This window comes from Erwinia sp. AC075 (assembly GCF_979253995.1).
Genome location: NZ_CEEDEU010000001.1, coordinates 2,609,817 through 2,636,027, shown reverse-complemented (window position 1 = coordinate 2,636,027; position 26,211 = coordinate 2,609,817). Strand labels below are relative to the sequence as shown.

The window sequence follows — 26,211 nt, the reverse complement described above, 5'->3', positions numbered from 1 at the left end:
ATTAACAGCATAGCCGGAAAGGCAGATTGGGGCCGACCTGCAGGCCGGCCCCTGAGGTTCAGCTGACGATGTAGCCACGTTCCATATGCACCGCGCGATCGCACATATGATCGATCACGTCCGGATCGTGACTGACCAGCACCATGGTCAGATGGTCCTGACGCTTCAGACTGTTAAGCAGGTTAAGGATTTCAGCCTGCACCGACATATCCAGCGCCGAGGTCGGCTCATCCAGCAACAGGATTTTCGGCTCCAGCAGCAGGGCACGCACGATCGCCACGCGCTGGCGCTGTCCGCCTGAAAGCTGGTGCGGATAGCGATCGGCCATCGCCGGATCCAATCCCACGTGACGGAAGCCGCGATCGATACGATCGTTGATGTCACTCTTCTTCAGCAACGCCAACGGCTCCGCCAGCGTGCGGCGCAGACGATGACGCGGATGCAGCGAGGCATAAGGATCCTGGAACACCATCTGCACATCCTGACGCAGCTGGCCGGTAAAGGATTTACCGGGCTTCACCTGATGCTGTGCCAGCGACATTTCGCCCTGCCAGTTGGGATTCAGTCCCGCCAGCACCCACAGCAGCGACGACTTACCGCAGCCGGACGGGCCGACCAGTCCGAAGCATTCACCGGCCTTCACCTGCAGGCTGACATCATGCACCACGGTGCGCTGCTCATAACCCTGTCGATGGGAAACGCTTAATTTGTTCAGTTCAATCATGTTCACGCCAGGCCTCCAGCGCAGCACGATCCAGTACCGGCAGTGCCTGGCCCTGAGTGGCTTTACTCGGGCGACAGGACCACAGCGTGCGGGTATAAGGATGGGTGGCATTGGGCAGTTCAGCGGCGGGCAGCGTATCGAGAATGTTTCCCTGATACATCACCATCACCCGATCGCAATGCTCGGAAACCTGCTGTAAATCATGGCTGATCAGCAGCAGGCCCATATTACGTTCTTCCACCAGACGGCGGATTAATGCCAGCACCTGATCGCGCATCGCGTGATCCAGTGCGGACGTTGGCTCATCAGCAATCAGGCAGTGGGGATCGGCAATCAGCGCCATCGCCAGCATCACACGCTGGCCCATCCCGCCGGAAAGCTGATGCGGATAGCGCTGCATCAACTGCTTAGGATCGGGCAAGCCGACCGCATCCAGCATCTCACAGACTTTCTCGTTGATTTCCGCCCGGCCCAGCTTGCTGTGCAGCTTCAGCGGCTCCGCCACCTGCCAGCCGATGGTGCGCATCGGGTTTAAGGCATATTTCGGATCCTGCATCACCATTGCCAGCTTGCTGCCGCGCAGCTGGCTCCAGCGGCGCTCGCTAAGGGGCAGGGCGTTTTCCCCGGCCACCTGCAGCGTTTTCGCCTGCAGCTGCAAACCCGGTGCCAGCAGGCCCATCAGGCTGCGGGCAGTCAGTGACTTACCGGAGCCGGATTCACCCACCAGCGCCAGACGTTCGCGGCCCAGGGTAAAGCTGATTTCTTTCACCAGCGGCGTGCCGTCCGGACTGGCGATTTTCAGCTTATCCGCGACGATCAGGTCAGAGGTTTCAATTGCCATTTCGGGTATCCAGTCGGTCACGCAGGCCATCGCCCGTCAGGTTAAACGCCAGGCTGGCAAACAAAATCGCCCCGCCTGGTGCGGCGGCTACCCACCACTGATCGAATATCACTTTACTGCCTTCGGCCACCATCGATCCCCATTCCGCGGTCGGCGGTTGAACGCCCATCCCGAGGAAACCGAGGCCGGCCGCAGACAGAATGATGCCGCCGAGGCTCAGCGCGGCACGCACCACGGCACTCGGCATACACAGCGGCAGAATATGGCCAAACATCAGGCGTAAGCCGTTGATGCCCTGCATCCGCGCCGCCGCCAGATAATCACTGCGACGCAGCGCCAGGGTTTCAGCACGCGCCTGACGGGCAAACGGCGGCCAGCTGGTCAGCGCCAGCGCCAGCGCACCGTTCATCAGGCCGGGGCCGAGCATGGCGACCAGCGCCAGCGCGATCACCAGATTCGGCAGGGACAGGAAAATATCGGTGACGCGCATCAGCACGCGCTCCGTCCAGCCACCGAGGTAGCCGGCACAGATGCCGATCAGCATGCCCACCGGAATGGTCAGTACCAGGATCAGCGACACCAGCAGCAGGGTCGGGCGCGAGCCATAAATCACCCGTGAAAGCAGGTCGCGGCCAAAGCCATCGGTTCCCAGCCAGTGCAGGGAGGAAGGCGGCAGCAGGCGCGCGGACATCTCCTGCGCATTCGGGTCGAACGGCGCCAGTAACGGCGCAAACAGCGCCGCCAGCAGCAGGATCGCCACCAGCGTGCCGCCAATCACCAGCGACGTCAGGCGGGGACGGCGACGGCGCGATGGTGCCACGTTGTCGAGGTCGGTAAGATTTTGCGTCATCGGGTTCTCGGGTCGGTTAGCCAGGTTAACGCATCTGCCAGCGCATTGAGGATGATAAAGCAGCTGCCGATCAGCAGCGTCGAGCCCAGAATCGCCGGGGTATCGGAGGCGAACAGCGCGGTGGTCATATAGCGTCCCACGCCGGGCCAGGCAAACACCGTTTCGGTCAGAACCGATCCTTCCAGCAGCGTGGCGTAGGAGAGGGCCAGCACGGTAATCAGCGTGCCACGAACGTTAGGGAATACGTGCAGCAGTAAAATCCGCCCACGGCTGGCCCCTTTGGCCCGCGCCAGCGTGACGTATTCTTTGCTGCTCTCTTCCAGCAGCGCCGCGCGCAGCAAGCGGGTTATGCCGGCCATCGCCAGCAGGCCCAGTACCACCACCGGTAACCATAAATGCGCGACAGCATTGCGGAACATCTCGGGATCGCCGGACAGCCAGCTATCAACCAGCACCAGCCCGGTTTTTGGCTCCAGCGTGTAAATCCAGATATCGTCCAGTCGTCCGGGACCGGCCGACCAGTGCAGCACCGCATAAAACAGCAGCAGACCCAGCAGGCCCAGCCAGAATACCGGCACCGAGTAACCAAGCAGGGAAATCATCCGCGCAAGGTTATCGAGCAGGCTACCGGGCTTCCACGCGGCCAGCAGTGCCAGCACAATGCCGAAGAACGCACCAAAGATCATCGCGCAGGTGGCGAGTTCAATGGTGGCCGGGAAGGTGCGCAAGAGATCGCTGGATACGGCCTGATTGGTCAGGCTGGAAATGCCCAAATCGCCATGCGCGAGGTGCGTCAGATAGTGCCAGAACTGCACCGGCAGCGGCTTATCCAGCCCTAAATCGTGACGAACCTGGGCGTAGGTCGATTCACTGGCGTGATCGCCGGCAATCTGCAACGCCGGATCGACCGGCGACAGATGAGAAAGCATAAAGGTGAAGGCCAGCAGACCGAGCAGCGTCACCAGCAGTGAGGCTAACCCGGTCAGCAGGCGTCCGCTCTTTAACCAGAAAAGCCGGGAGGACCCGGCTTGTGCAACAGTGACCGTCATTACTTGGTGACCTGGCTGTAGTAAACCATATCCGGGTTAATGCCCTGGACGTAGCCTTTAAGATTATCGCGCAGGGCGATCAGGTTACGCGCCTGCAGACCCACCACGTACGGGGAGTTCTTCTGGATTTCGCGCTGCATATTCTGGTACAGCTCGACGCGCTTAGCCTTATCGCTTTCCGCGGTGGCGGCCAGCGTCTGCTTGTTCAGCTCCGGGATATGCCAGTTTGAACGCCAGGCCAGCGTTTTGCTGCCATCTTCCGGGTTATAGGCGAAGGCGGCGGCGTTGGTGTTCGGGTCAAAGTAATCCGCGCCCCAGGCGTTCAGGGTGGCTTCATATTTGTGGGCTTTAACCGAGGTGGCGATCTCGCTGCTCAGGCCAGGGATCAGCTCCACCCTAATGCCCCCTTTGGCAAAGCTGGCCTGCAAGGCCTGGGCAATGTCCAGATACGGCGGCTGGTTGCTGACGCTCAGCTTAAAGCTGAAGTTGTTCAGACCGGCTTTCTTGAGGATGGCTTTCGCCTTCTCCGGATCGTAGCTGAATGGATTGTCGTTCAGCGCGCCGAGGAAGCCTTCCGGCAGGAACGACTGATGCACCTGGAACTGGCCTTTCAGCAGATCGTCGGCAATGCCTTTGTAGTCAAACAGGTAGCGCGAGGCTTCCCATAACGCCGGGTTTTTCAACGCCGGATTGGCATCAATGTTGAACTGCATGTAGTAGAGCGACGCCATCGGGATCGCCATTGGCTTCACGCCCGGTTTGCCCTTCAGCCCGGCCATCTGATCGGCGCCCAGATTACGGGCAATATCCACATCGCCCTGCTCAAGCAGCAGGCGGCGGGTTGCCGGTTCCGGGACGTTTTTGATCAGCACGTTTTTCAGCTTCGGCGCGCCACCCGGTGAGGTTGGGTTGGCGGACAGCAGCACCACTTCATGCGGAATGTATTTGCGGATCTGGAACGGGCCGCTGCCGGCAGAATGCACCGCCAGCCACTTGTTGCCGAAATCGTTGTTTTTGGCATTGGCCATCGCGGTTTTTTCATCAACGATGGATGAAACCGGGGCGGCCAGCAGGCTCAGCACGTAAGTCGGGCTGACGTCAGCGGTCCAGCTAATCTGCACATGCGTTGCATCGACCTTCTTCAGCTGCGCATCCACATTGTCTTTGGTCCAGCCCAGTTGGGTCAGGATGAAAGAGGGATCGAGGTTCAGCTTCACCACGCGACCCAGCGAGAAGATCACATCTTCCGGACGCACCGGATTGCCGGAGGCAAATTTCGCGCCATCGCGCAGGGCAAAGGTCAGGCTGCGGTTATCGCTACCCGGCTGCCAGGATGTGGCCAGCGTCGGTTTCAGATCGGTCGGATTCTGCGGATCGGATTGCACCAGGCGCTGATACAGGTTGGTAAACGCCTGGACCGACGTCAGCTCAAATCCTTCGGCCGGATCGAAGCTGCTGGCATCATCAATGGACTGAGCAATCACCAGCGTATCTGGCGGGGTTGCAGCGTGAGCAGCCCAGGAGGCGGTCAGTGCAAGGGCAATAATTGACGGGTAAAACGATTTCATGACGTTTCCTTACCTGTGAGTTGCTGGCGAGTGTAAGGTACCCGCCGGTAAGACAAATAGTAGATTATCGGCTATCGATAGATGAAATTGTTATAACGCGCGGGAATTGGTTATAAACCGTCTGCAGGTTATCCCGCCAGAGCCAGCCACAGCCACGGCGACACGCCAATCAGGTTGTTGAGCATATGCAGAAAAATCGGCAGTTTTAAACCACCCGAGATTAAGCGCGCATAGCACAGCAGCAGCGAGAGGGCGATCAACGCAATCATCGTTTGCGGATGGGTGTACTGCGTGTGCATGGCGGCAAAACCGATCGAGGTCAGCAGGGCGCACGCCAGCCGTTGCCGGGGAGCCCACAGCAGCAAACCTTGCAGCACAAATCCCCGAAACAGGATCTCTTCAAACACCGGTGCCAGCAGCACCACCGCCAGCGAGAACAGCAGGATTTTGCTTTTCCCTTCGCCAAACTGCCCGCCGGTCCAGCTCTCCTGCTGCAGATATAACGACTGAGACAGGATCAGGCACAGCAGCAGTCCGCTGAATATCAGCCCCTGGCGGACGGTGATTTTACCGAACGGGATATTGCTGTAGTGCCTGGCATACCAGCGATAAAGCGGCACCAGCGCGGAAAACTCCAGTGCACAGAGCACCGGCATCAACAGGCCCGTTTCCCTTAACGCCGGATAGGCCGGCAGGGCGCTGATCATCACGGTGATCGAATACCAGACCAGGCACATCCCCATGCACAGCAGCGTACAGGTCACTCTGTCGGCATGATTGTTCATTGCAAGGTCTCTCGGTCCGGGGTGAAAGGATGGTAGCAAGCGGTTTGGGGGCTGTCGAGGCGCCCGCATTTCTGGAAAAACCCGCTAAACAGTTTGCCCGCCAGGCCGATAGTGCATTAACGATCGCGTCTTGAGGACGAGAGGACCAGCGATTCCACTACGCCATGCAGGCAATAAACGACAGGCGAAGTAAGTCAGCCTGCTTGAAAAGGTCCGAGTACATGAAATTTCCACCGACCCTGAATCTACACCTTACCGCCGAGGGTCATAAAACGACGTTTTTCACCCGGCGCTTACTGATGTCGCTGTCCCTGTTGCTCAGTATCGTGATGCTGCTGGCGATGCTGTTGGTGGTCGGCATTGCCTGGCGACAGAATGCCGACGCGGTAAAGCAAGAGACGTTCTTGCTGCACAACGCCTGGAAGGAAAACCGCCAGAACATTCTGACCGATATCCGTGACTATGCCTTCTGGGGCGAAGCCTGGAACCATCTGCATCTGACCGTGGATCCGGTCTGGGCTTACGATCAGCAGAACTTTGGTCCGGGGCTTTTCACCGAATATCACTACGAAGGGGTGTTTGTGGTGGACGGAAACGGGCGGACAAGTTATGCGGTGATCAACGGCAAGCTGTCCGACCTGAAGCTGGAAAGCTGGCTGGGCATTCATGCTGCGCCGCTGATCAAAAGCGCCCGCGCGCTCGCCGCCGAGGATAATGCGCTGACCATCAATGCGATGATTGGCACCACACCGGCAATTGTTGCCGCTGCGCCGATCACCACCGGCAAAGTCCCTGGCCTGAAAACGATGCCCGGCCCGCCGTCGGTGATGGTGTTTGTGAATCGCTTCACGCCGGAAAAACTGAAAGCGTTTGGCGACAGTATTGGCGTCATCAACGCCCGGGTCCCTGACAGCGCACATGACAGCTTTGTCCCGCCGCTGCTCAATGAAGAGATTGCTGATGAACCGCCGATTGTGATCCGTTGGGATTCGTTAGCGCCCGGCGGCACCCTGCTGTTTATTGTATTGCCGATGCTGCTGATTACCGCGCTGATCCTGGCGCTGGTGGCGCGCAGAGTGATTAATCACGCCATGCATAACGCCGTGCTGTCTGACGATCGCTTTACCCAGCTGATGCACAGCCAGCGCGAACTGGCGGACAGTGAATCCCGTTTTCGCGACGTGGCAGAAACCGCCTCGGACTGGATTTGGGAAACCAATGCCCAGGGCGCGCTGACCTACCTCTCCAAACGCTTTGCCGCCGTCACCCACTACGACGTGGCGAAGATGCTGGGACGTTCGCTGGATGACGTATTGCAGCACGACGAGCATCTGGTCTCTGACTGGATCATCCAGCAGCGTGCCGACGGTCTGCGCCATGCGTTGCGCTGCTACTCGGTGACTGCGCTGGGCGCGAAGCGCATCTGTAGCCTGATTGCCAATCCGGTGACGGTGAATGGGCAGATCGCCGGTTATCGCGGCACGGTGTCGGATATCACCCAGGAAGTGGAAGCCCAGGCGCGCATCCACTATTTATCTCAGCACGATGCGCTGACCGGCCTGCCAAATCGCGTCTATATGAGCGAGTTTCTGCTCGGTCGCCTGCAGGCGCAACCGACGCTGGAGCGGCCGCTGGTGCTGATCAGCCTGGATCTGGATAACTTCAAACCGATCAATGATACTTGGGGACATGCGGCCGGGGATTGTGTGCTGAATGAGGTCTCTCACCGACTGCGCAGCGTGTTGAAGGCGGGCGATCTGGTGTCACGGCAGGGCGGCGATGAGTTTGTGCTGATCGTCTCTAATCTGGCCGATGAAGCGGAAATTGCCGCCTGCTGTAAATCGCTGATCGATGAACTCCGTCGTCCGTTTATGCTCGGCCAGCATGAAGTTTTCCTTGGGGCAAGCCTGGGGATTGCGCTGGCACCGCGCGATGCGATGCAGGCCGAAGAACTGCTGCGGCTGGCGGATATTGCCCTGTATAAATCGAAGCAGGAAGGGCGCAATCGCTGGACCTGGTACACGCCAGAAATGGCCGAACTGTTGGTCAAACGCCGTGAGATGGAGCGCAACCTGCGTAAAGCCATCGGCGGTGATGAACTGCGGTTGTACTATCAGCCACGCTATGACCTGAAAAAAGAGCGGCTGGAAGGGGCGGAAGCGCTGATCCGCTGGCAGCATCCGGCCAGCGGGATGATCATGCCGGACAGCTTTATCCCGCTGGCGGAAGAAACCGGTTTAATCATCGATATCAGTACCTGGGTGTTGCACCGCGCCTGCACCGACGCGATGAGCTGGCCGTCGCCGATGTACGTCTCGGTGAATATTTCCCCGGTTGAGTTCCGCAGCGGCCATCTGGCGAAGCGCGTGGCGAATGCCCTGCACAGCAGCGGGCTGCCGCCGGAGCGCCTTGAACTGGAAATCACCGAAAATATCACGCTGGAGAATCCCCAAAGCGCGCTGGAAGTGATGCAGGCGCTGAAGACCCTTGGCGTACGGTTAACGGTGGATGACTTCGGCGCAGGCTATGCCTCGCTGGGGTATTTGAAAACCTTCCCGTTCGATGGCATGAAGATGGACCGTTCCTATATGAATGACTTCCCGAACTCGCCACAGGCGCTGTCGATCGTCGAAGGCATCATTGGCCTCGGCAGGGCATTTGCCCTGACGGTGACGGCAGAAGGGATTGAAACCCGCGAGCAGCTGCAGGAGTTGCAGGCGATTGCCTGTCAGGAAGGCCAGGGTTATTACCTTGGCCGGCCGATGCCGCTGGACCGGTTCCGCCTGCTGCTGGACACGGAGGTTTCACCGGTAGCATGACGATCGCCGACACAAAAAAGCCCGCTTAAGCGGGCTTTTTACGTTAGCGGACACGAACCGCAACAAACGTCATGATGACGGCGAACAGCACAAACACAACCAGTTCCATAAGAACCTCCTATCTCAGATAATTCTTAAATTATAGCGCTGGCTACGGCATCTCGCTGAGGCATTTTGTGCCGCGTTATCCCGGATCACAGAAACAAACAGCGTTACGAAAAGCGATTATCATCACGGCGTCGGGTCTGGTAGGCTTCCTGTTGATTGCCGAAGATAAAAGCACAGGAGAGAAGTTATGAAGTTTTATGGAAAAATTGCCGCTATCGCAGCGCTGCTGGCGTTATCCGGTTGCCAGACGGCGACGAAGAATGGGAACAGTTCCGCTGCGGTCGATCCGGAAATGGATCGTTGTGGTGCCTCTGAATATCAGCAGTACGTGGGCAAACCCTTGTCAGCCATAGATGGATTGCGTTTCGAACATCCTGTTCGCGCGATTCCGTATAATTCTGCGGTGACAATGGACTTCAACCTCAATCGTCTGAACTTTATGGGCGATGCCAAAAGCAACATCAGCCGGGTTTATTGCGGCTAAAAAAAAGGGCCGAATTTCCGGCCCGTTCAGTATTAATGTTTTTTTTGCGCCCACCAGAGGCGCAACTTCATTCCCCAGTAGCTGGTCCAGCCGGTAGTGCTTTGCACCACCTGACCTTTCGAGACGACCAGCAGCGTCGGCGTTACGCTGACATCCCAGTTAGCCGCCATGCTTCCCTGCGGATCGTTGACCACCGGCAGCGTCAGATGTTTGCCATTCAAATAGCGCACCACGCGACTGTCGTCACCCGAGCGAATGGCCACGGTCAGCACGTTGCTGCCGTTATCGCTGAGTTTCACCACGTCCGGCGTGGTGTAACGGCAGATGCCACACCAGCTCGCCCAGAAGTAAACCAGCAGCGGTTTTTTCATGCTCAGCTCGGCCAGCGTCACGTCCCGGCCATCAATGGTGTGAAGCGGGATGTCTGCAAAACCTGTCGGCGCCTGCGGGGCACGGAAGAAATCAATCACCGTAAACAGCACCGCCATCATCATCATCATCAGCAGCAGATCGCGAAGAATGCGTCGCCCCTTAGCCATTATTTCACCTGCTCTAGCTGCGCTTTAACCACCGCTTCCAGCTGTTCATAAGGGATCGCGCCTGAAACCATCTGCTCGCCAATCAGCGTGGCGGGCGTACCGGAAACGCCGAGATGCTGAGCCAGTTGCAGGTTGCTGTTGATGGTTTCCGTGCTGCGCCGATCGGGTTCGATGAAGCTCAGCCCCACTTTTTTCTCCGCCGCTTTGATGCTGGCCTCATCGTGATAGCCTTTTTTCGCCATCAGCCGCTGGTGGAGTGCCCAAAACTGCGTCGGCTTTTCACGCCAGAACATCAGTGCCTGGCGTGCGGCGGTCAGGGAGGTTTCCGAGCGGTACGGCAACGGTTTGATCACCACCGCAACATCCGGGTAATTTTTGACTAATTTCTCCAGCTCGGGATCGAACTGTTTGCAGTAAACGCAGTTGTAATCGGTAAAGTTAACCAGCGTCACTTTGGCCTGTTTCGATCCCAGCCGTGGGCTGCTCTCATCCTCGAACAGCGCCGCTTTATTTTGTTCAATCACCTGAGCAATCACCGCGCCTTGCTCTTTTTGCGCCTGCTTATCATAAGCATCTGCCGCTTCCGCCAGGATTTTAGGGTTCTCAACCAGCGTTTCGCGGATCAGTTCCCGGATACGCACTTCCTGCTCGGGCGTAAACGGTGGCGCAGCCAGTACCGGAGAACTGGCCAGCAGCAGAGTTATCAGTAACTTTTTCATTTCGCCTTTCCTTTTGCGTCAGATAACGCGGTTAATAATTGTTGACGATCAAGCAGCGGTGACAGCACGGTTCCCTGTGGATTGCCTGGGCCATAAACCTGATTGAACGGGACAGCCACGCTGCCGCGACGTTTCAGAAAGGTGTTGATGGCCGCAGAGGGACGGCTCCAGTCGCCGCGAAGTGCCACCACGTCCTCGGACTGTAAGGCCTGCTGGACGTCTGGCCGCATCAGCACGTTGAATTTGTTGGCCTTGCAGGTAATGCACCAGTCGGCCGTGACATCGATGAACACCCGTTTGTCGGTGGCGAGGGCATCAGTAATGGCTTGCTCGCTCAGCGGTTGCCAGTTGATGTGGTCATCCATCAGCGTGAAGCTGACGCCCTGATGACTGAACAGCAGGCTGACCAGCCACAGGCAGGAAGCCAGCATCATCACGCCCATGGCAATACGCACGCCGTTCATCCAGCGACCGGCTTTTGGTAACTTCAGCGCCAGTGCGGGGAACAGGGCGATTAACAACCACGGCAGGCTCATACCGATCCCCAGCGCGATGAAAATTCCCCATAACATCGGCAGGGAAGCCGCCAGCGCAAAGGCCACCGCCGTACCGAGGAACGGCGCAGAGCACGGCGTTGCCAGCAACGTGGCAAAGGCGCCCTGCCAGAAATGCCCGGCGATGCCGTCGCCGTTGTGCGTGGCCAGACGCGTGGAGAGAGAAGAGGGCAGACGGAAATAGAACAGGCCGAACAGATTGGCGCTGAACAGCAGCGTAATCAGCACCATAAAGCCGATAAACCACGGATTCTGGAACTGAATTCCCCAGCCTAACGCGTGGTTGCTCAGACGAAGGACGGTCATCAGCAGCGCCAGCGCCATAAAGGACGCGATAATACCGGCGCTGGAAGCGATAAATTGCAGCCTCACCGTGCGTTTATTGCGCTGTTCTACCTGCAGGATCGAACCTAACTTCATGCCCAGCACCGGCAGCACGCAGGGCATCAGATTGAGGATAAAGCCGCCCGCCAGCGCCATTAACACCACTTGCCACAGCGCAATGCCGCCGCCGATTGACGCCACGGGCGGGCCAATTTTTAATTCGCTCTGCTGGGCCAGACCGCCGTCGGCAAGCACCAGAGAGACCGTTTCGCCCTGCAAATCCGGCGCACCTTCGCCCCATTGATCGCTAACGGGCACCACTGCCTGCAGGGTGTCACCCTTGATGGTCAGCGCCGGTTTGCCAAAGCTGGCGTCACTGCGATCGTCAATAAACAGGTCCGGCTGGCGCCAGCCGCCGGCACGCGTCGCGGTGATCTGCAGTTTGCCGGACTGATAGCCCGCCTGCAGCGTATCGGTCAGCACGTTGGCCACCGGAACCTGCCCCATCGCCTCGGCAAAATCATGGGCAAAGCGTTTGTCTGAGGGGCGCTGCATAGCCAGACTGAACGGGTAATCGGTCAGAATACAGACGTTGCTACAGGTTGAAAGCGTCAGCGTACCGCTCAGGCGATCGCGCACCTTGCCCGCCATCGTAATGGGCAGCGCGACCTGGTGGTGATAACCCTGGGTGGTCAGGCCCGCGACGTCAAAGCGTTGCGGCACCGGCCAGAACCATCTGGCTGCTGGAGGCGAACCGTCCCAGCGGATTTCGGGCGCAATTCCGCCTTCGCCAGGCGATCGCCAGTAGGTCTTCCAGCCGTCCTGCAGTTTGATATCCAGCAGCACGCGGGTGGATCCTTCGCTGGCATTATCGGCACGAACGCGAACCTGTGCGTGATCGTTCTGAGGGGTGGTCAGCCAGCCGCTGTCTGCTGCCTGCAACGCAGGCAGCCACAGGCTCAGCAGGACAACCAGTAAGGTCCTGAAAAGATATTGCATTGTTTCTCCGTAAATAAGTAAAAGACACCAATCCGATCGGGCGGTGACTTATTCACGGAAGACGCAGTGGCAGAGATGGAGCCTTCGTTCAGGCGGGGCCAGTGGCGGACGCAGGTAGCGGACGGGCAGGCGCATCAGCAATGGCGTAAACAGCAGGATCACCACCGCTAATGCCAGCAACGCCATCGCGGCAATTTCGGGCAAGGCAGAGAGCAGGGACTTCACGCCCAGTTCACAAGGGGTAGGAGACAGATCAGAGTCAGCAGCGTCACTGAGTGTTGAAACGGAGGTTACCGCGGGCGCAGGCGCAGGCGCGCCAACCATCCGCACACCCAGACAGAGCAGGATAACCAGACAGGCCAGACTTAATAATCCCGTTGCGCGCCGTCGCTGAGCGTTCATGCCGAATCCTTTGAAAAGAGTGCGCCAATGATAACGGGGTGGTCAGGGTTAGCAATCTGGTCGCGTGTAAACATACGTAATATCAGGAAAAGGAAGTTCAGCATGTCACAGAATTGCAATCTGGGCGCTGTAGGGTATCGGGCTAACAAAGGTGATCTGCTGGTCACTGCGAAACATGCAATGCTCGTCTTATTCCCGCCTCGTGCGGGATTTTTTTTGCATCAGGCAGGCGAAATCAAGGCAGCGACACGCAGGTGGGCACCTTTCATTAAGCAGGAGGGCAGGCCGGAAATTACTCTTCTTTCTCTTCCAATAGCTGCGTCAGTAAATTGCGATACCCTTGCAGCAGCGCCTCATCGACTTCCCCTTCCAGCTTGGCAATCACCGTGGCGATAATCACTTTGCTGTGGGTAGGCCGTCCCCGGCGCATCAGTTCGGTCAGGATTGCCGCCAGCAGTTCACTCTCTTTCGGCGCATGAAAAGCCGGACTGTTAAAATATTCCGTTATTGCGCGGCCAGCGCCAGGCGTTGAATGTCTCATGATTAACCTCCAGAAAGGCACCACCGATCGCCCAGCGGCGAACCGATGAGATCAGGATTATCATTTTTAAATACGCGTCGATTCACCAGGACGGTCAATCGATACTGAGCCTGCGAATAATCAGGCGAAGATTTTAATTACTCTAGATGGCAGCCGCAGGAAAGCCAGTAACAATCAGAAATATTTTTCATTATGCTTTTTACCCTGGCGCAGAGGAGAGCGGACCCACAGGCCGGTTTTGACTGGGGTTTGCCACGGTAAATGAGAAGGTAAAGTGGATGATTTCGGCGCTTAACGAAAAAAACTAAACTATTTTTAGTTATTTTACAGTGACTTGATGGTGGTTTTGGTTTTTTTTAATCATCAGGTATTGAACTGCATCCTGCGTTATGAGTAAATGCATCGTCGGTTTTGAAACAGACAACGTATGCGAGCAAATTTATTAAAGCAGTTTTCAGTTAAAGGTTATCTCTGATATCTCTTCCTGACTTCCTTCTTAAGTGCCTCATAAGTCCACCCTGTTGAAAAACCCGTGCCCTTTGCGGCTTAATACTTATTGAAGGAAAGACAAATGTCTAACAAAATGACTGGTTTAGTAAAATGGTTCAACGCTGAGAAAGGTTTCGGCTTCATCTCCCCAACCGACGGCAGCAAAGACGTATTCGTACACTTCTCTGCAATCCAGAACGGCGGCTTCAAGACGCTGGAAGAAGGTCAGAAAGTTGAGTTCTCTATCGAAAACGGCCAGAAAGGCCCAGCAGCTGCTAACGTAACTGCTCTGTAATTAGAGAACTTTTCGCAGGCGAACCGGAGTTTACTCCGTGTAGAGCTGGCGAGAATACGAAAACCCGCTTAACGGCGGGTTTTTTGCGTCTGGGGCTTTTAAATCCTGGCTGCGACATGCTGGACTTTCCCGCCACGTTTTCACCAGTCAGAAATACTGCGCATCCGGCATGAAATGCCAGCGCCAGCGCCATTTTGCGGCTGGAGACGCTATGCCAACAGGGTAAAACTTCAAAGTTAACCCCATCCCGTTATTTGCCACTCATTGCTAAAATGTCCTTGTTACACTGCCAACTCGCTCTTCTGCTATAAGGCCCTCAGCACAGCAAGATGGAATCCTGGAAGGTTAACCTCATCTCAGTCTGGTTCGGCTGCCTCTTTACCGGCCTCGCGATCAGTCAAATCATCCCTTTTTTGCCGCTCTACGTTGAGCAACTGGGCGTTACCGATCCCAGCTCGCTGACCCTCTGGTCCGGACTTATCTTTAGCGTAACCTTTATGGTCTCGGCCATCGTCTCGCCGATGTGGGGCAGCCTTGCCGATCGTAAAGGCCGCAAGCTGATGCTGCTCCGTGCTTCTCTGGGCATGGGGATAGTGATTTTTCTGCAAGCATTTGTCACCGATGTCTGGCAGCTGTTTTTGCTGCGTGCGTTGATGGGGCTGACGTCCGGCTATATTCCCAATGCCATGGCGCTGGTGGCAACCCAGGTGCCGCGTGAGCGCAGCGGCTGGGCGATGAGTATGGTGACCACCGCCCAAATTTGCGGCGTGATCATGGGGCCGATGATGGGCGGTTTCCTGGCGGACTGGGTTGGGCTACGCGCGGTGTTCCTGATTACCTCAGGATTACTGCTGACCAGTTTTCTGATCACGCTGTTCCTGATCAAAGAGGGCGGCCAGCCGAGGGTGAAAAAAGAGGACAAGCTCTCCGGCACCATGGTCTTCCGGTCACTCGGCAATCCCGGCCTGATTATCAGCCTGTTTCTGACCACCCTGACTATCCAGCTGTGTAATGGCTCGATCAGCCCCATTCTGACGCTGTTTGTGCGGGAACTTGAGCCGAACGTGCAGAATATTGCCTTTATCAGCGGGGTGGTAGCGGCCATTCCCGGCGTGTCTGCGCTGTTTTCGGCGCCGACGTTGGGGAAACTGGGCGATCGGATTGGCGCCCAGCGCATCCTGTTTTCCGCGCTGATCCTGACCTTCGTGCTGTTTGTGACCATGTCATGGGCGGGAAGTGCCTTCCAACTGGGTGCTCTGCGTTTCCTGCTGGGGTTTGCGGAAGGGGCGATGATGCCCGCGGTGCAAACCATGCTGCTGCGCTATTCCAGCGATCGGGTTACCGGACGCATTTTTGGCTACAACCAGTCATTTATGTACCTGGGCAACGTCGTCGGGCCGCTGATTGGTTCCGGCGTGTCGGCCATTGGCGGATTCCGCTGGGTATTTGCGGCAACGGCGGTGGTGGTGCTGGCCAATACGGTTCAGCTGATCGTCACCTGGCGTAACCGCAAAGTGGTGACTGCGGCTCAGGCCTGACGCTGCTGCCGTCAGGCCTGAACACGCATTTACTCTGCTTTCAGCGTCAGCGCATAACGGTAGCGTGGTGCTGACAGCAGAAATTCAGGGCTGACGCTGGGGCTCCACGAGTCATCGCCGCCGACGCCCATATGATAACCATCCAGCACCAGCCAGCAGCCTTCCTCTTCCTGCAGCAGATGACGGTGGGTCACCTCGCGAAGCTGTTGCTGGCTGTAGCGACTGACCGAGAAATGAAACTCCCCGTCGACCTTCATCCTGCCCACGCTTAACGATTTTGTGCCGCAGCGCAGACCGTTTTCGCTGGGGAACACATACGGCGTAGTGAGCGCGTCGAGTGGCTGCGTCCAGCGTGAGAACTGCGCGGACAGCAGGCGGTCCGGGTAGTTTTCGTGCGGGCCCAGGCCCAGCCAGCTGACGTTTTCTGTCGGCTGACTTAACTGGCAGCTGAGACCGATGCGGGCCGGTGCCGGTAAGCCGGCAGCCACATCTACCTCTACCTGAATATGTAATTCTCCCGCGCTATCAATCAGGTAGCTTTTACGGCTGATAAACAGCCGTTCGCCCTGATGCAACCAGGCATGGGTGGTGGTCAGCTGCACGCTGCGGCTGAGTGCATCGGCCTGGAAATCTGTCAGCTCGCTTTCCAGATGATTGAAACCGGCGCGCTGCCAGCGCTCAACCCAGGCATTCGGATCGACTTTAGTCACTTCGCTGATGCCGATATCATTATCCAGCGGCGCGCGGGTGAAGTTATCGCGTAATGGCGTCAGTAGCTGAGGCTGCCCATCAATCAGCCACTGCACCAGTTCGCCACTGTGCTTTGAGAACTGCCAGCGCTGGTTCTGCTGACGGATTTCGATCAGTTGTTCGGTCTCCACCATTTCGGGGATAAACAACGACTTAAGCGGTGAAGGCATCGGCAGGCGAGAAGGCAGTTGCCATTGATCCCAGGCCACGCGATGATTTTCCGGCGACCACGCTGTCGCCTCTGGCTGGATAACCTCAACGTTCAGCCACAGCTGATCATCAAGATCGGTAAACGGTGGCAGTTCGATATCCACCCGACCTTCCGCAGCGATGGCCAGCGGTTGTTCACCTGCCGCTATCTCCACGCCATTATGCTCAATGCACCAGCGCAGGATTTCATTGTCGCTGTGGCGGAAAAGATATTCGCTCTCAATGCGCAGGATTAACGGCCGGGTGCTGAGCAGCGAAAACTGGAAGAATTGCTGCGCACGCTGCGCTTCAAACAGGGAAGGATGCGGCGTACGGTCGGCAAAAACCAGACCGTTCATGCAGAACTGACGATCGTTGGGCGTGTCACCGAAGTCGCCACCGTATGCCTGCCAGGCATTGCCCTGCGCATCGTAACGGGTCAGACTTTGATCGACCCAGTCCCAGACAAAGCCGCCCTGCAACCGTGGAAACGCTCTGAAGGCCTGCCAGTATTTGGCAAAGCCGCCAAAGCTGTTGCCCATTGCATGCGCGTATTCACAGAGGATCAGCGGACGGGTTTCTTCCGGCAGACCGATCCACTTCTTCAGTGACCATTTCGGCACCGCGTCGAACGGTTGATCCTGATCGACGCGGGCATACATCGGGCAGATGATATCGGTGGCGGCGGTATCGGCACCGCCGCCTTCATACTGCACCGGCCGCGTCGGATCGTTACTTTTGATCCAGCGCCAGAGCGCGTCATGCGTGCTGCCATGCCCCGATTCGTTGCCCAGCGACCAGATGATGATGCAGGCGTGATTGCGATCGCGCTGTACCATTCGGGTCACGCGTTCGCTAAAGGCATTGAACCACACCGGATCGTCCGACAGACGGTTCATCGGCTGCATACCGTGCGTTTCGATATTCGCTTCGTCCACCACATACAGTCCGAAGCGGTCGCAGAGGCGATACCACAGCGGATGATTGGGATAATGCGAGCAGCGCACGGCATTGAAGTTATGCTGCTTCATCAGCGTGATGTCGCGGATCATCGTCGCTTCATCCATCACCTGGCCATGTTCCGGATGATGTTCATGGCGATTGGTGCCGCGAATCAGCAGCGGTTTGCCATTCAGCTTCAGCAAGCCCTGATGGATTTCGATTTTGCGGAAACCGACATCATAGGCTTCCACTTCCAGCAGGTTCCCCTGCAGATCGCGCAGCGCCACGGTCGCCCGATAAAGATGCGGCGTTTCCGCACTCCATAACGCAGGATTTTCGACGCGCAGCGTCAGCGTGGTGCGATCGCTGTAGCGGCCTCGCTCATCCACGATCGCGCTGCCAAACGGTTGGTGAACGCTGCCAACCAGCGCGTTATGCCGCCACAGCTGAACCTCAACCTGATACTGCCCGGCATGCTCCAGTGAGCAGACCGCCAGAATTTTCAGCTGGGCGGAGTGAAACTCAGGGCTGAGATGCGTTTCAATCTGGATATCGCTCAGCTGCACGGCGGGTTTATGCAGCAGGCTGACATCGCGGAAAATCCCGCTCATGCGCCACATGTCCTGGTCTTCCAGATAGCTGCCGTCACTCCAGCGCAGTACCAGTACCGCCAACCGGTTCTCGCCGTGGGTCAGCACCGGGGAGAGATCGAATTCTGCCGGCAGGCGGCTGTCCTGCGAATAGCCAATAAACTGGCCGTTGCACCATAAGTAAAAGGCCGAGTTCACGCCGTCGAACTGGATCCGCGTCTGTCCGGACGTCAGCCAGTCCGGATCGCAGCTGAAGGTGAGTGAATAACAGCCGGTCGGGTTTTCCTTCGGCACAAAAGGTGGCGTGACCGGAATAGGGTACTGCACGTTGGTGTAAATCGGGGCGTCATAACCGGCCAGTTGCCAGTTTGACGGCACCGGCTGGGGATCCGCCTCCAGCAGATCCTGCGCTAACCAACTGTCCGGAACCAGTTCTGGCTGGCTGAAATAGCTGAAGTTCCAGACGCCATTCAGTGACTGGCGACGCTCGCTCGTTCTGTCTTCTCTGGCCGCAGCAACCGAACGCCAGCTGGAGAAAGGCGGATGCGCAGGCAGGCGATTCATTTGCGTTACGGCCGGATTTTCCCAATCACGGCGGATCAGTTGCTGTTGCAAAGAGAGAGAAGGAGCGGGTTTCATCAACAATACCTCATAAATGTTATGCGCTCACATTGCGCCGGTTTGGCGTCGTTGTAAAGCAGATCCCTGCGATCCTGCGAGCACGATCGCAGGTAAAACAGCCTGCGGATAATCCGCAATTTACCGGGTTAACCCAGCATTGTTACGGGGTTCTGACAGGAAAGTGTTAAGCGTAGTGACTGACGGTAAAAATGGCCCTGAACCGGACTATTCTGCATTGCTGGGCCAGTAACGGACGCTTACTATCAGCGCCACTGTTCCGTGGAGGTCTGTACAATGAACCGATTAATGAAAGTAGTAAGTGTGATTGCGCTGGTAACAGCCTTAAGTGGTTGCCTGTTCCCACCTCCAGGTGGTGGCGGCGGCGGCGGTCACGGTGGCGGTTGGGGCGGCGGTGGCCCACGCGGTGGCTTCTCTCAGGGCCCAGGCTGATAAAACCTTTAATCAGAGGCAAATTGCCTCTGATTTTTATTTCTGACGATTATTTTGTGACATTAACAGGCAGCAAAACGTTTCGCTCGCAATAAAAATTTGCTGCGCTTCGCAAAAGTGAATAATGAAATCAATACCGTGTTTAAGTAACGAAAAAATATAGCGATTATCTATTTTCTTTTTTTTTTGCTGGTGTTAACGTCTTGCTTTAACTCGCTGAGACGTCCGCATGAAAAACCTCATTGCAGAACTACTGGTCAGGCTGGCGGAGAAGGAAGAAGAGTCCAAGGAATTAGTGGCTCAGGTTGAGGCGTTAGAAATCGTGGTGACCGCATTACTGCGTAAGCTGGACAGTCATCAATTCCAGCAGATCTCAGACAGCATCACTACCGCGATGGACACGGCGACACGTTCGGAGACCATCAATCCCGAAGACTCGTCATTGCTGGAAGGTTACATTCAGCGCCTTTTGCTTCATCCCCGCCAGTAATCTGCTTTATCAAGCCCGTCGCTCGCATGTATGCGGTGACGAGTTGACCCCGTTCATTATTCCCTTATGTTTATTTCTGCTTTTCTTTCTCGCTCCCGTCTGAATTTCTGCCAAACTTTGAGTGTTCGTTAATCAAATAGGGATGGAAAACATGAAGCTGAAATATCTGATGGTTGCGGCAATGCTTTCGTTAATGGCCGGTGGTTATGCCAGCGCGGCAGAAAAGACCGCCCAACAACAAAAAATGACCGTGTGTAATCAGCAGGCCGGTGAAAAGACCTTAAAAGGCGATGAACGAAAAACCTTTATGAGCAATTGCCTGAAGAAAGACAGCAAAATGGACTCGATGACGCCACAGCAGATGAAAATGAAAACCTGTAATACCCAGGCCGGTGAAAAAATGCTGAAAGGGGATGAACGTAAAACCTATATGAGCAGCTGCCTGAAAAAAAGTTAACCTGAGGTGGGCCTGCTCAGGCCCCTCTTTTTGCACTTCCCTCCGTCCCACCGTTCATTCATATTTCCTTAAATATTAATAATCGATAATAAACAATGACTTAACCGTAATTATCCTCGCTTCGCCTGCCCCTTTTCGATCCTTTCCCCTGTAAATGCCAGGCTTATTACTGTTGATTTGAAAACAGATAATAAAAAGGAGCCTTGTCGTGAGCTATCAAAATGCCATCGTTTTACAGGATCTCCCTGAGCGAAAACCCGTCAGAGTACCGGTAGGTGAAACCGGTATAATTCTGATCCGCGAGCAGCAGGAAGTGAAAGCCTTCCAAAGCAAATGCCCCCACTCTGGCGCGCCGTTAGAGCAGGGCGCAATCTATGGCGACAGGCTGGTTTGCCCGTGGCATAAAGCCAACTTCAGCTTGAATGACGGCAGTCTGTGCGAGCCCTTAGCGCTGAGCGATCTAAAGCGCTATCCGGTCAGAGTAGAAAACGGCATGGTGCAGGTGGATCCCGAGCCGCTGCCGCCGCTGGCCACTTTCCAGGCCGATCGCCAGGATCCGGTCTTTGTGATCCTGGGCACCGGCGCGGCAGGAGCGGCTGCGGCATGGACGCTGCGCAGGGAAGGCTTCACCGGCAAGCTGATCCTGGTCGATCGTGAAAGTGAGGCGCCCTACGATCGTACCGTGCTGACCAAATTTGTCCCTTCCGGCAACATGAAGATTGATGAGGTTCCTCCGCTGTTAAAAGAGGATTTCTCCGCCTATGCCGAACATAAGCTGGCGGACGTCGAACGGCTTGAAAGCCGTAATCAGACCCTGCATTTCGCCGATGGCACAAGCTTGCAGTATGACAAGTTGCTGATTGCCAGCGGCGGCATTCCGCAGCGGCCAGATCTGGAAGGTAAGGCGCTGCAGGGCGTGCATGTGCTGCGCAGCCTTGAGCAGGCTGACAAGCTGCTGCAGGCGGTCGATGCCACCAAGCAGCTGGTGATTATTGGTAACAGTTTTATCGGCATGGAGCTGGCGTCTGCGCTACGTGCGCAGGATGTGAAGGTACAGGTGGTAGCACCGGAACCGTTGCCGTTTAAAAACACCTTCGGTGAGGAGATTGCCGGTTATTTCCGCAAGCTGCATGAAGATAAAGGCGTGGAGTTTATCGACGGCGAGGTGGCCGAGCTGAAGGAAGATAACGGTCACGTCAGTGCGATTGCGTTAAAAAGCGGTAAAATCGTGCCGGCTGATATCGTTCTGTTGGCTACGGGCGTCGCGCCGGGCACCTCGTTTATTCATGACATTCCGCTCAATGACGATGCCAGCCTGACCACCAGTGAGACGTTAGAAGTGGCCAGCCAGGTGTGGAGCGCAGGCGATATAGCCACCTTCCCGGCGGCGTCAGGCCCGCTGCGGATTGAGCACTATCGGGTCGCGCAACAGCAGGGTCGGGTTGCCGCTAAGAACATGTTGGGGCAAAACGAAGCGTTCGATCGCGTGCCGTTCTTCTGGACCGCGCAGTTTGGGACGCGCTACGAATATCTGGGTCATGCGGAAGAGTGGGATGACTATCAGCTGTTTGGGTCGCTGGCAGATAAGAAATTTGTCGCGCTCTATGGGCAGAAAGGCCAGCTGGCGGCGGTAGCCTCCTGCGGGCTGTATACCTTCACCGCCGAGTTGGTCTTGCGGATGCAGGAGCCGATGACGATGGCTGAAACCGCTGCGCTGGTCAAAGAAGCGCTGAAGTGATCGACAGGGGCGAACGCCGTTCGCCCCTTAAGGTCAGGCCTTGCTCATCCGCTCGGATTTGGCCATGCACTGCTGCATCGCTTCCATCACCGCCGCGCGGAAGCCTTTCTCTTCCAATACTTTCACCGCTTCAATGGTGGTGCCGCCAGGCGAGCACACCATATCCTTCAGTTCAGCAGGATGTTTGCCGGTTTCCAGCACCATCTGCGCTGCGCCTTTAACCGCCTGCGCGGCAAACTGATACGCCTGCGCGCGTGGCATCCCGCCCAGCACCGCTGCATCCGCCATCGCTTCGATAAACATAAACACATACGCCGGGGAAGAACCGCTTACGCCGACCACCGCATGGATCATGTATTCCGGCACCAGCGCGGCTTTACCGAAACCCTTAAAGATATCAACAATCTCATCGGCTTCTTCTTTGGTGACCAGCACGTTTGGCGTCACTGAGGTCATCCCTTCATTCACCAGTGCCGGCGTGTTCGGCATGACGCGGACCAGCTTACGGTCGTGGCCCAGTACGTTCGCCAGTGAATCCAGCGTGATGCCCGCCGCAATTGACACCACCACGGTATCTTTATTCAGGCTGTTGGCGATCTCTTTCAGCACGTTCAAAATGACATTGGGTTTCACCGCACCAAACAGGATATCGGCCTGTTTGGCCACTTCTTCCGCGCTGGACGCCGGCGTAATGCCGTATTGCTGCTGCATCGCTTCATTGGTGGCCGGTTTACGGTCAAATACCCAGATGTTCTCAGGTGCGATCTGACCCGACGAAACCAGACCACCGATAATGGCTTTCGACATATTGCCGCAGCCAATAAAACCAATTTTCTTATCCACCGTTGTGCTCCCTGTTTCAGTCAGTATTTGATACGGCTCTAGCTTACGTCATTCCCGGCCTTTATCCAGTTTCCGCTTCGTTTAGCCGTTACCGGCAGATTAGATTTGCCATTCCTGAAAAGCACGGCATGATCTCCCTGTTTACCGTGATAACAAAAAGGAAAGGGGTCATATGCCAATCTGGGTGGATGCCGATGCGTGCCCGAAAGTGATCAAAGAGGTGCTTTACCGGGCTGCCGAACGCGAGCAGATGAAGGTCACGTTGGTGGCGAATCAGCCGCTGAGCGTGCCGCCATCGCGTTTTATTACCACGCTGCGCGTGCCGGCGGGTTTTGATGTGGCCGATAACGAAATTGTGCGCCGGGCTGAAGCGGGCGATCTGGTGATCACCGCGGATATTCCGCTGGCGGCAGAAGTGATGGAGAAGGGGGCGATTGCGCTGAATCCACGGGGTGAACGCTACAGCGACGCCACGATTCGCGAACGGCTGACCATACGTGATTTTATGGATACGATGCGGGCCAGTGGCGTGCAGACCGGCGGACCGGCGACACTGAACCAGCGCGATCGCCAGCAGTTTGCCAATGAACTGGATAAGTGGCTGCTCAGCCAGAAAAAGAAATAATCAAGAAGCGGGTGGAGAACTCCACCCGCTGAGTTAATCAGACAAAGCTGTCGTCGTCGCCAAAATCATCGCCGCTGAAGTCGTCACCACCGAAATCAGCAAAATCATTGCTGTTATCCTGCTGATAGCCCGAATCCTGGCTGGCGAACTGATTGTCATTGCCGGTGCCGTTAAAAGTATCGAGATTATTATCAAAGTTTTCCTGCGGCATCGCCGGCTCGTTGATAATGTTCACAATTTCCTCTGGCTGCGAATGATGGAACATGCTGGTCAGCATATCTGCCATCACCACGCCACCGGCAACACCGACCGCCGTCTGCAATGCGCCGCCTAAAAAGCCGCGCGTCGCGGAAGGGGCCGCAGCCTGAGCGGGCGCAGGCGCATAAGCAGGCTGCTGCTGCTGTTGCGGAGGCGGCGCGCTGTTCCACGGGTTCTGCTGCTGGGCCTGTGGCTGTGTCGGCTGCTGCTGGCGCTGACTGCCGCCGCCAAACAGGCCGGCCAGAAAACCGCCGCTGCTCTGCTGGGGCTGTTGCTGCTGCGCCTGAGCCAGCCTGGCTTCCAGCTCACTGACACGGTTGTTGAGCTGCTTCAGTGCCGCTTCCTGAATCAGAATCGACTGCGCCATATAGTAAGGTGCACCTGGCTGTTGCTGAACCTGCTGCTGGATTAATTTCTCCGCTTCGGCGTCACGCTGGCCGGACTGAGTTTCAGCCTGTTTTAAACGGCCAAACAGGCTCTCTATTAACTGTTGTTCTTCGCTCTGCATTAGTCTAACTCCGTAACGGGTGATGCTGACTATATTGGGGCTACGCGTGGGAAAGTAAACGTGCATCGGGTAAGGAAATGTTGCTGTTATCGCGCGGTTATTGTGTGACTGTAAAGTTAAAATTACAGCCTGTTAATTGTTATAATTCAGTCTGTTAATCGACCTCGGTCACACGGCGGGTGTAAAGAAAAAGTGACTACTGGTCGCACAGGGAAATTATCGGTATGATGCGACGCAAAGTTCATCATTATCTGCCTTTCGGCGTGGGCGTTGACCCTGACGAGCAGGCTGAGGAAGTGCCAGTTATGTCGTTACCCCTTTATCTGATCGGCGCGCGCGGCTGCGGAAAAACTACCGTAGGTCAGGCGCTGGCGAACGCTTTAGGCTATGCCTTCAGTGATACCGATCGCTACCTCCAGCAAACCACGCAGCGTACCGTTGCTGATATTGTGTCCGCAGAAGGGTGGGAAGGGTTTCGTCAGCGTGAAACGCTGTCATTAAAAGCGGTGACGGCGCCGGCCACGGTCATCGCCACGGGCGGCGGTATGGTTCTGGCGGCGGAGAACGGCAAATTTATGCGTGAACAGGGCCGGGTTATCTACCTGAAAGCGGACGCCAACGTGCTGGCCGCGCGGCTGGAAGCCTACCCGGAGCAGGATCAGCGTCCGACGTTAACCGGCCGCCCGATAGCCGATGAAATGGTGGAAGTGCTGGCTGCCCGTGATGCGCTGTATCAGCAGACCGCGCATTACGTGATTAATGCCATGCAGTGCCCGGACAAGGTGGTAGAGGACATCATTACGATGCTCTCTCTGGCCCGCGCCAGCTAAATACTGCGGAAAAATACCAGTCTTTGTCTATACTTAGTCAGATACGCGATTGTCGGGCCTTTATTGCCGACAGAGGTTTTTATTCTGACAAGAGGGAAATTATATGGCTGGTAAACCCCCGTATCCACGTGAAGCAAAAATTGTCCCGGTTAAAAAAGGCACCACCGAGAAAACTGTCACCTGGTATGAACTGCGCGCCGATCATCCTAAGCCTGACACGCTGATCAGTGAGCATGAAACTGAGCAAGAGGCGCAGGACGCCAAAATCCGTTACGAAGATAAAGACAAAGAGTGATGGCGGCCGGCAAGGATGCCAGCGATCTCCCCGCGAGATTATGACTTGACCCCGCCAGACCCTCCCCGTATTTTTCTGTGGCACCCTGATTTACCTAAAATAAAAACCGATCATCCCTTAGCCCGAGCTGGACTGACTCTTGAAAGATTTTCTGAAAAACACCGCCACGCCTGCTGACCCTCACGCTGTTTCAGAGGCAGCTGCTATGCTTTCTGTATCTGTGGTTCCCGGTGCTGACACCACTGAGGATCTGGCGGTTACGTTCGCTGACAGGGCGAACTTTGCGGAAAGTAAAACGATGAAACACTCACTTGCAACACTTACACTAGGCCAGGCTGCCCGTAGCGATCTTCATCCCCTGCTACTGGAAAATCTCCCTGAAGAACAAATCGCCCACGTTGGATTGCTTGACGATCTGACCCATGACGAAATACAGCAAAAATACGCCACGGCAGGCAATGAAAAGGTGGTGATGACCCGCCTGGAAGACGGCACTCACGTGGTGCTTTCGGCCGCGAAAGTGGAAGCGGCGCTGCAAAACAAGATCCTTGAACTTGAACAGCAGGGCTTTGAGACTATCCTGATGCTGTGTAGCGGGCAGTACAAAAACCTGTTTACTGACAGCGCCATTCTGCTTGAACCTTACCGTATCCTGCCGCCGCTGGTGGACGCGATCACCGGTGGGCATCAGGTCGGTATTGTGGTGGCGCGGGAAGAGTATATCGCGGAGCAGGCGTACAAATGGCAGAGCCTGGGACAGAAGCCCCACTTTGCAGTAGCCAGCCCGTGGGAAACCAGCGATGATGATCTGATTGACGCTGCGCTGCACCTACAGGAGCAGGGCGCGGATGTGGTGGTGCTGGATTGTCTGGGCTACCACCAGCGGCACCGGGATTTCCTGCAGAAACTGTTAGGCATTCCGGTATTGTTGTCCAATGTGTTAATAGCCAAACTGGCAGCAGAACTGCTTGTGTAAACGAGAACTTCTCGGCACTTT

At 56.4% G+C, this 26,211-nt stretch carries 26 protein-coding genes; 12 read left to right on the top strand and 14 right to left on the bottom strand.

What is annotated here, in order from left to right:
• Positions 1–58: 58 nt before the first annotated feature.
• The 6 genes from AC0IXH_RS12580 to AC0IXH_RS12555 all read right to left on the bottom strand — a co-directional run bounded on the left by AC0IXH_RS12580 (position 59) and on the right by AC0IXH_RS12555 (position 5,817).
• The gene (locus AC0IXH_RS12580; protein WP_471721150.1) at positions 59–724 is read right to left on the bottom strand and encodes an ABC transporter ATP-binding protein; all 666 of its coding nucleotides are present in this window, start codon (positions 722–724) and stop codon (positions 59–61) included.
• The gene (locus AC0IXH_RS12575) at positions 717–1,595 is read right to left on the bottom strand and encodes an ABC transporter ATP-binding protein (RefSeq protein ID WP_471720513.1); all 879 of its coding nucleotides are present in this window, start codon (positions 1,593–1,595) and stop codon (positions 717–719) included. Before AC0IXH_RS12575 ends, AC0IXH_RS12580 begins: the two co-directional genes overlap by 8 nt.
• On the bottom strand, positions 1,555–2,415 hold the full coding sequence (locus tag AC0IXH_RS12570; RefSeq protein ID WP_471720512.1) for an ABC transporter permease: 861 nt from the start codon (positions 2,413–2,415) through the stop codon (positions 1,555–1,557). The genes AC0IXH_RS12575 and AC0IXH_RS12570 overlap by 41 nt, the downstream gene beginning before the upstream one ends.
• On the bottom strand, positions 2,412–3,464 hold the full coding sequence (locus AC0IXH_RS12565) for an ABC transporter permease (RefSeq protein ID WP_013200966.1): 1,053 nt from the start codon (positions 3,462–3,464) through the stop codon (positions 2,412–2,414). Before AC0IXH_RS12565 ends, AC0IXH_RS12570 begins: the two co-directional genes overlap by 4 nt.
• On the bottom strand, positions 3,464–5,032 hold the full coding sequence (locus AC0IXH_RS12560) for an ABC transporter substrate-binding protein (protein WP_471720511.1): 1,569 nt from the start codon (positions 5,030–5,032) through the stop codon (positions 3,464–3,466). Before AC0IXH_RS12560 ends, AC0IXH_RS12565 begins: the two co-directional genes overlap by 1 nt.
• Before the next feature lie 128 nt (positions 5,033–5,160).
• A complete protein-coding gene (locus AC0IXH_RS12555) occupies positions 5,161–5,817 on the bottom strand; it encodes a CPBP family intramembrane glutamic endopeptidase (RefSeq protein WP_265909864.1) in 657 nt (218 codons plus the stop codon).
• Between the two features lie 299 nt (positions 5,818–6,116).
• Here AC0IXH_RS12555 and AC0IXH_RS12550 point away from each other — a divergent pair, with 299 nt between their 5' ends.
• Positions 6,117–8,636 carry a bifunctional diguanylate cyclase/phosphodiesterase gene (locus tag AC0IXH_RS12550; protein ID WP_471720510.1) on the top strand — a complete coding sequence of 840 codons (2,520 nt, stop codon included), beginning with the start codon at positions 6,117–6,119 and terminating at the stop codon, positions 8,634–8,636.
• A 295-nt stretch (positions 8,637–8,931) separates the two neighbouring features.
• Positions 8,932–9,228 carry an I78 family peptidase inhibitor gene (locus AC0IXH_RS12545; RefSeq protein ID WP_013200970.1) on the top strand — a complete coding sequence of 99 codons (297 nt, stop codon included), beginning with the start codon at positions 8,932–8,934 and terminating at the stop codon, positions 9,226–9,228.
• Positions 9,229–9,260: 32 nt separating this feature from the next.
• Here the strand turns inward: AC0IXH_RS12545 and AC0IXH_RS12540 are convergent, their stop codons facing one another.
• The 5 genes from AC0IXH_RS12540 to AC0IXH_RS12520 form a co-directional block, all read right to left on the bottom strand.
• Positions 9,261–9,767 (bottom strand): protein disulfide oxidoreductase, encoded by a 507-nt coding sequence (locus tag AC0IXH_RS12540; protein ID WP_346599619.1) that lies wholly within the window; start codon positions 9,765–9,767, stop codon positions 9,261–9,263.
• The gene (locus AC0IXH_RS12535; RefSeq protein ID WP_471720509.1) at positions 9,767–10,486 is read right to left on the bottom strand and encodes a DsbA family protein; all 720 of its coding nucleotides are present in this window, start codon (positions 10,484–10,486) and stop codon (positions 9,767–9,769) included. Before AC0IXH_RS12535 ends, AC0IXH_RS12540 begins: the two co-directional genes overlap by 1 nt.
• Positions 10,483–12,363: a cytochrome c biogenesis protein CcdA gene (locus AC0IXH_RS12530; protein ID WP_471720508.1), complete on the bottom strand. Its 1,881-nt coding sequence runs from the start codon at positions 12,361–12,363 to the stop codon at positions 10,483–10,485. The genes AC0IXH_RS12535 and AC0IXH_RS12530 overlap by 4 nt, the downstream gene beginning before the upstream one ends.
• A gap of 48 nt (positions 12,364–12,411) precedes the next feature.
• Entirely contained in the window at positions 12,412–12,765 is a 354-nt protein-coding gene (locus AC0IXH_RS12525) for a hypothetical protein (protein WP_471720507.1), read from the bottom strand.
• Positions 12,766–13,057: 292 nt separating this feature from the next.
• Positions 13,058–13,306, bottom strand: a complete 249-nt coding sequence (locus tag AC0IXH_RS12520) for a biofilm development regulator YmgB/AriR family protein (protein ID WP_013200975.1) — start codon at positions 13,304–13,306, stop codon at positions 13,058–13,060.
• A gap of 571 nt (positions 13,307–13,877) precedes the next feature.
• On the opposite strand from AC0IXH_RS12520, the gene cspE reads away from it, so the two are divergent.
• A complete protein-coding gene (gene cspE, locus AC0IXH_RS12515; RefSeq protein WP_013200976.1) occupies positions 13,878–14,090 on the top strand; it encodes a transcription antiterminator/RNA stability regulator CspE in 213 nt (70 codons plus the stop codon).
• Between the two features lie 329 nt (positions 14,091–14,419).
• Entirely contained in the window at positions 14,420–15,628 is a 1,209-nt protein-coding gene (locus AC0IXH_RS12510; protein ID WP_013200977.1) for a multidrug efflux MFS transporter, read from the top strand.
• Between the two features lie 29 nt (positions 15,629–15,657).
• Here the strand turns inward: AC0IXH_RS12510 and AC0IXH_RS12505 are convergent, their stop codons facing one another.
• Entirely contained in the window at positions 15,658–18,738 is a 3,081-nt protein-coding gene (locus AC0IXH_RS12505) for a beta-galactosidase (RefSeq protein WP_471720506.1), read from the bottom strand.
• Positions 18,739–19,026: 288 nt separating this feature from the next.
• Here AC0IXH_RS12505 and AC0IXH_RS12500 point away from each other — a divergent pair, with 288 nt between their 5' ends.
• The 4 genes from AC0IXH_RS12500 to AC0IXH_RS12485 all read left to right on the top strand — a co-directional run bounded on the left by AC0IXH_RS12500 (position 19,027) and on the right by AC0IXH_RS12485 (position 21,855).
• Positions 19,027–19,170, top strand: coding sequence for a hypothetical protein (locus tag AC0IXH_RS12500; protein WP_162096468.1), 144 nt, complete (start codon positions 19,027–19,029; stop codon positions 19,168–19,170).
• A 229-nt stretch (positions 19,171–19,399) separates the two neighbouring features.
• On the top strand, positions 19,400–19,660 hold the full coding sequence (gene iraP, locus AC0IXH_RS12495; RefSeq protein ID WP_013200979.1) for an anti-adapter protein IraP: 261 nt from the start codon (positions 19,400–19,402) through the stop codon (positions 19,658–19,660).
• A 151-nt stretch (positions 19,661–19,811) separates the two neighbouring features.
• Entirely contained in the window at positions 19,812–20,117 is a 306-nt protein-coding gene (locus AC0IXH_RS12490) for a PsiF family protein (RefSeq protein WP_013200980.1), read from the top strand.
• A gap of 208 nt (positions 20,118–20,325) precedes the next feature.
• Complete coding sequence (locus tag AC0IXH_RS12485) at positions 20,326–21,855, top strand: FAD-dependent oxidoreductase (RefSeq protein WP_471720505.1); 1,530 nt, start codon at positions 20,326–20,328, stop codon at positions 21,853–21,855.
• A 33-nt stretch (positions 21,856–21,888) separates the two neighbouring features.
• Here AC0IXH_RS12485 and proC read toward each other — a convergent pair whose 3' ends face one another.
• Positions 21,889–22,698 carry a pyrroline-5-carboxylate reductase gene (gene proC, locus AC0IXH_RS12480; RefSeq protein WP_013200982.1) on the bottom strand — a complete coding sequence of 270 codons (810 nt, stop codon included), beginning with the start codon at positions 22,696–22,698 and terminating at the stop codon, positions 21,889–21,891.
• A gap of 172 nt (positions 22,699–22,870) precedes the next feature.
• On the opposite strand from proC, the gene AC0IXH_RS12475 reads away from it, so the two are divergent.
• Positions 22,871–23,323: a YaiI/YqxD family protein gene (locus tag AC0IXH_RS12475; protein WP_471720504.1), complete on the top strand. Its 453-nt coding sequence runs from the start codon at positions 22,871–22,873 to the stop codon at positions 23,321–23,323.
• Positions 23,324–23,360: 37 nt separating this feature from the next.
• Here AC0IXH_RS12475 and AC0IXH_RS12470 read toward each other — a convergent pair whose 3' ends face one another.
• Positions 23,361–24,089 carry a DUF2076 domain-containing protein gene (locus AC0IXH_RS12470; RefSeq protein WP_346599608.1) on the bottom strand — a complete coding sequence of 243 codons (729 nt, stop codon included), beginning with the start codon at positions 24,087–24,089 and terminating at the stop codon, positions 23,361–23,363.
• 305 nt (positions 24,090–24,394) lie between these two features.
• On the opposite strand from AC0IXH_RS12470, the gene aroL reads away from it, so the two are divergent.
• The 3 genes from aroL (at position 24,395) to AC0IXH_RS12455 (ending at position 26,190) form a co-directional block, all read left to right on the top strand.
• Positions 24,395–24,919 (top strand): shikimate kinase AroL, encoded by a 525-nt coding sequence (gene aroL, locus AC0IXH_RS12465; RefSeq protein ID WP_013200985.1) that lies wholly within the window; start codon positions 24,395–24,397, stop codon positions 24,917–24,919.
• 103 nt (positions 24,920–25,022) lie between these two features.
• Positions 25,023–25,214, top strand: a complete 192-nt coding sequence (locus AC0IXH_RS12460; protein WP_013200986.1) for a YaiA family protein — start codon at positions 25,023–25,025, stop codon at positions 25,212–25,214.
• A gap of 298 nt (positions 25,215–25,512) precedes the next feature.
• Positions 25,513–26,190, top strand: a complete 678-nt coding sequence (locus AC0IXH_RS12455; RefSeq protein ID WP_053142003.1) for an AroM family protein — start codon at positions 25,513–25,515, stop codon at positions 26,188–26,190.
• Positions 26,191–26,211 lie beyond the last annotated feature (21 nt).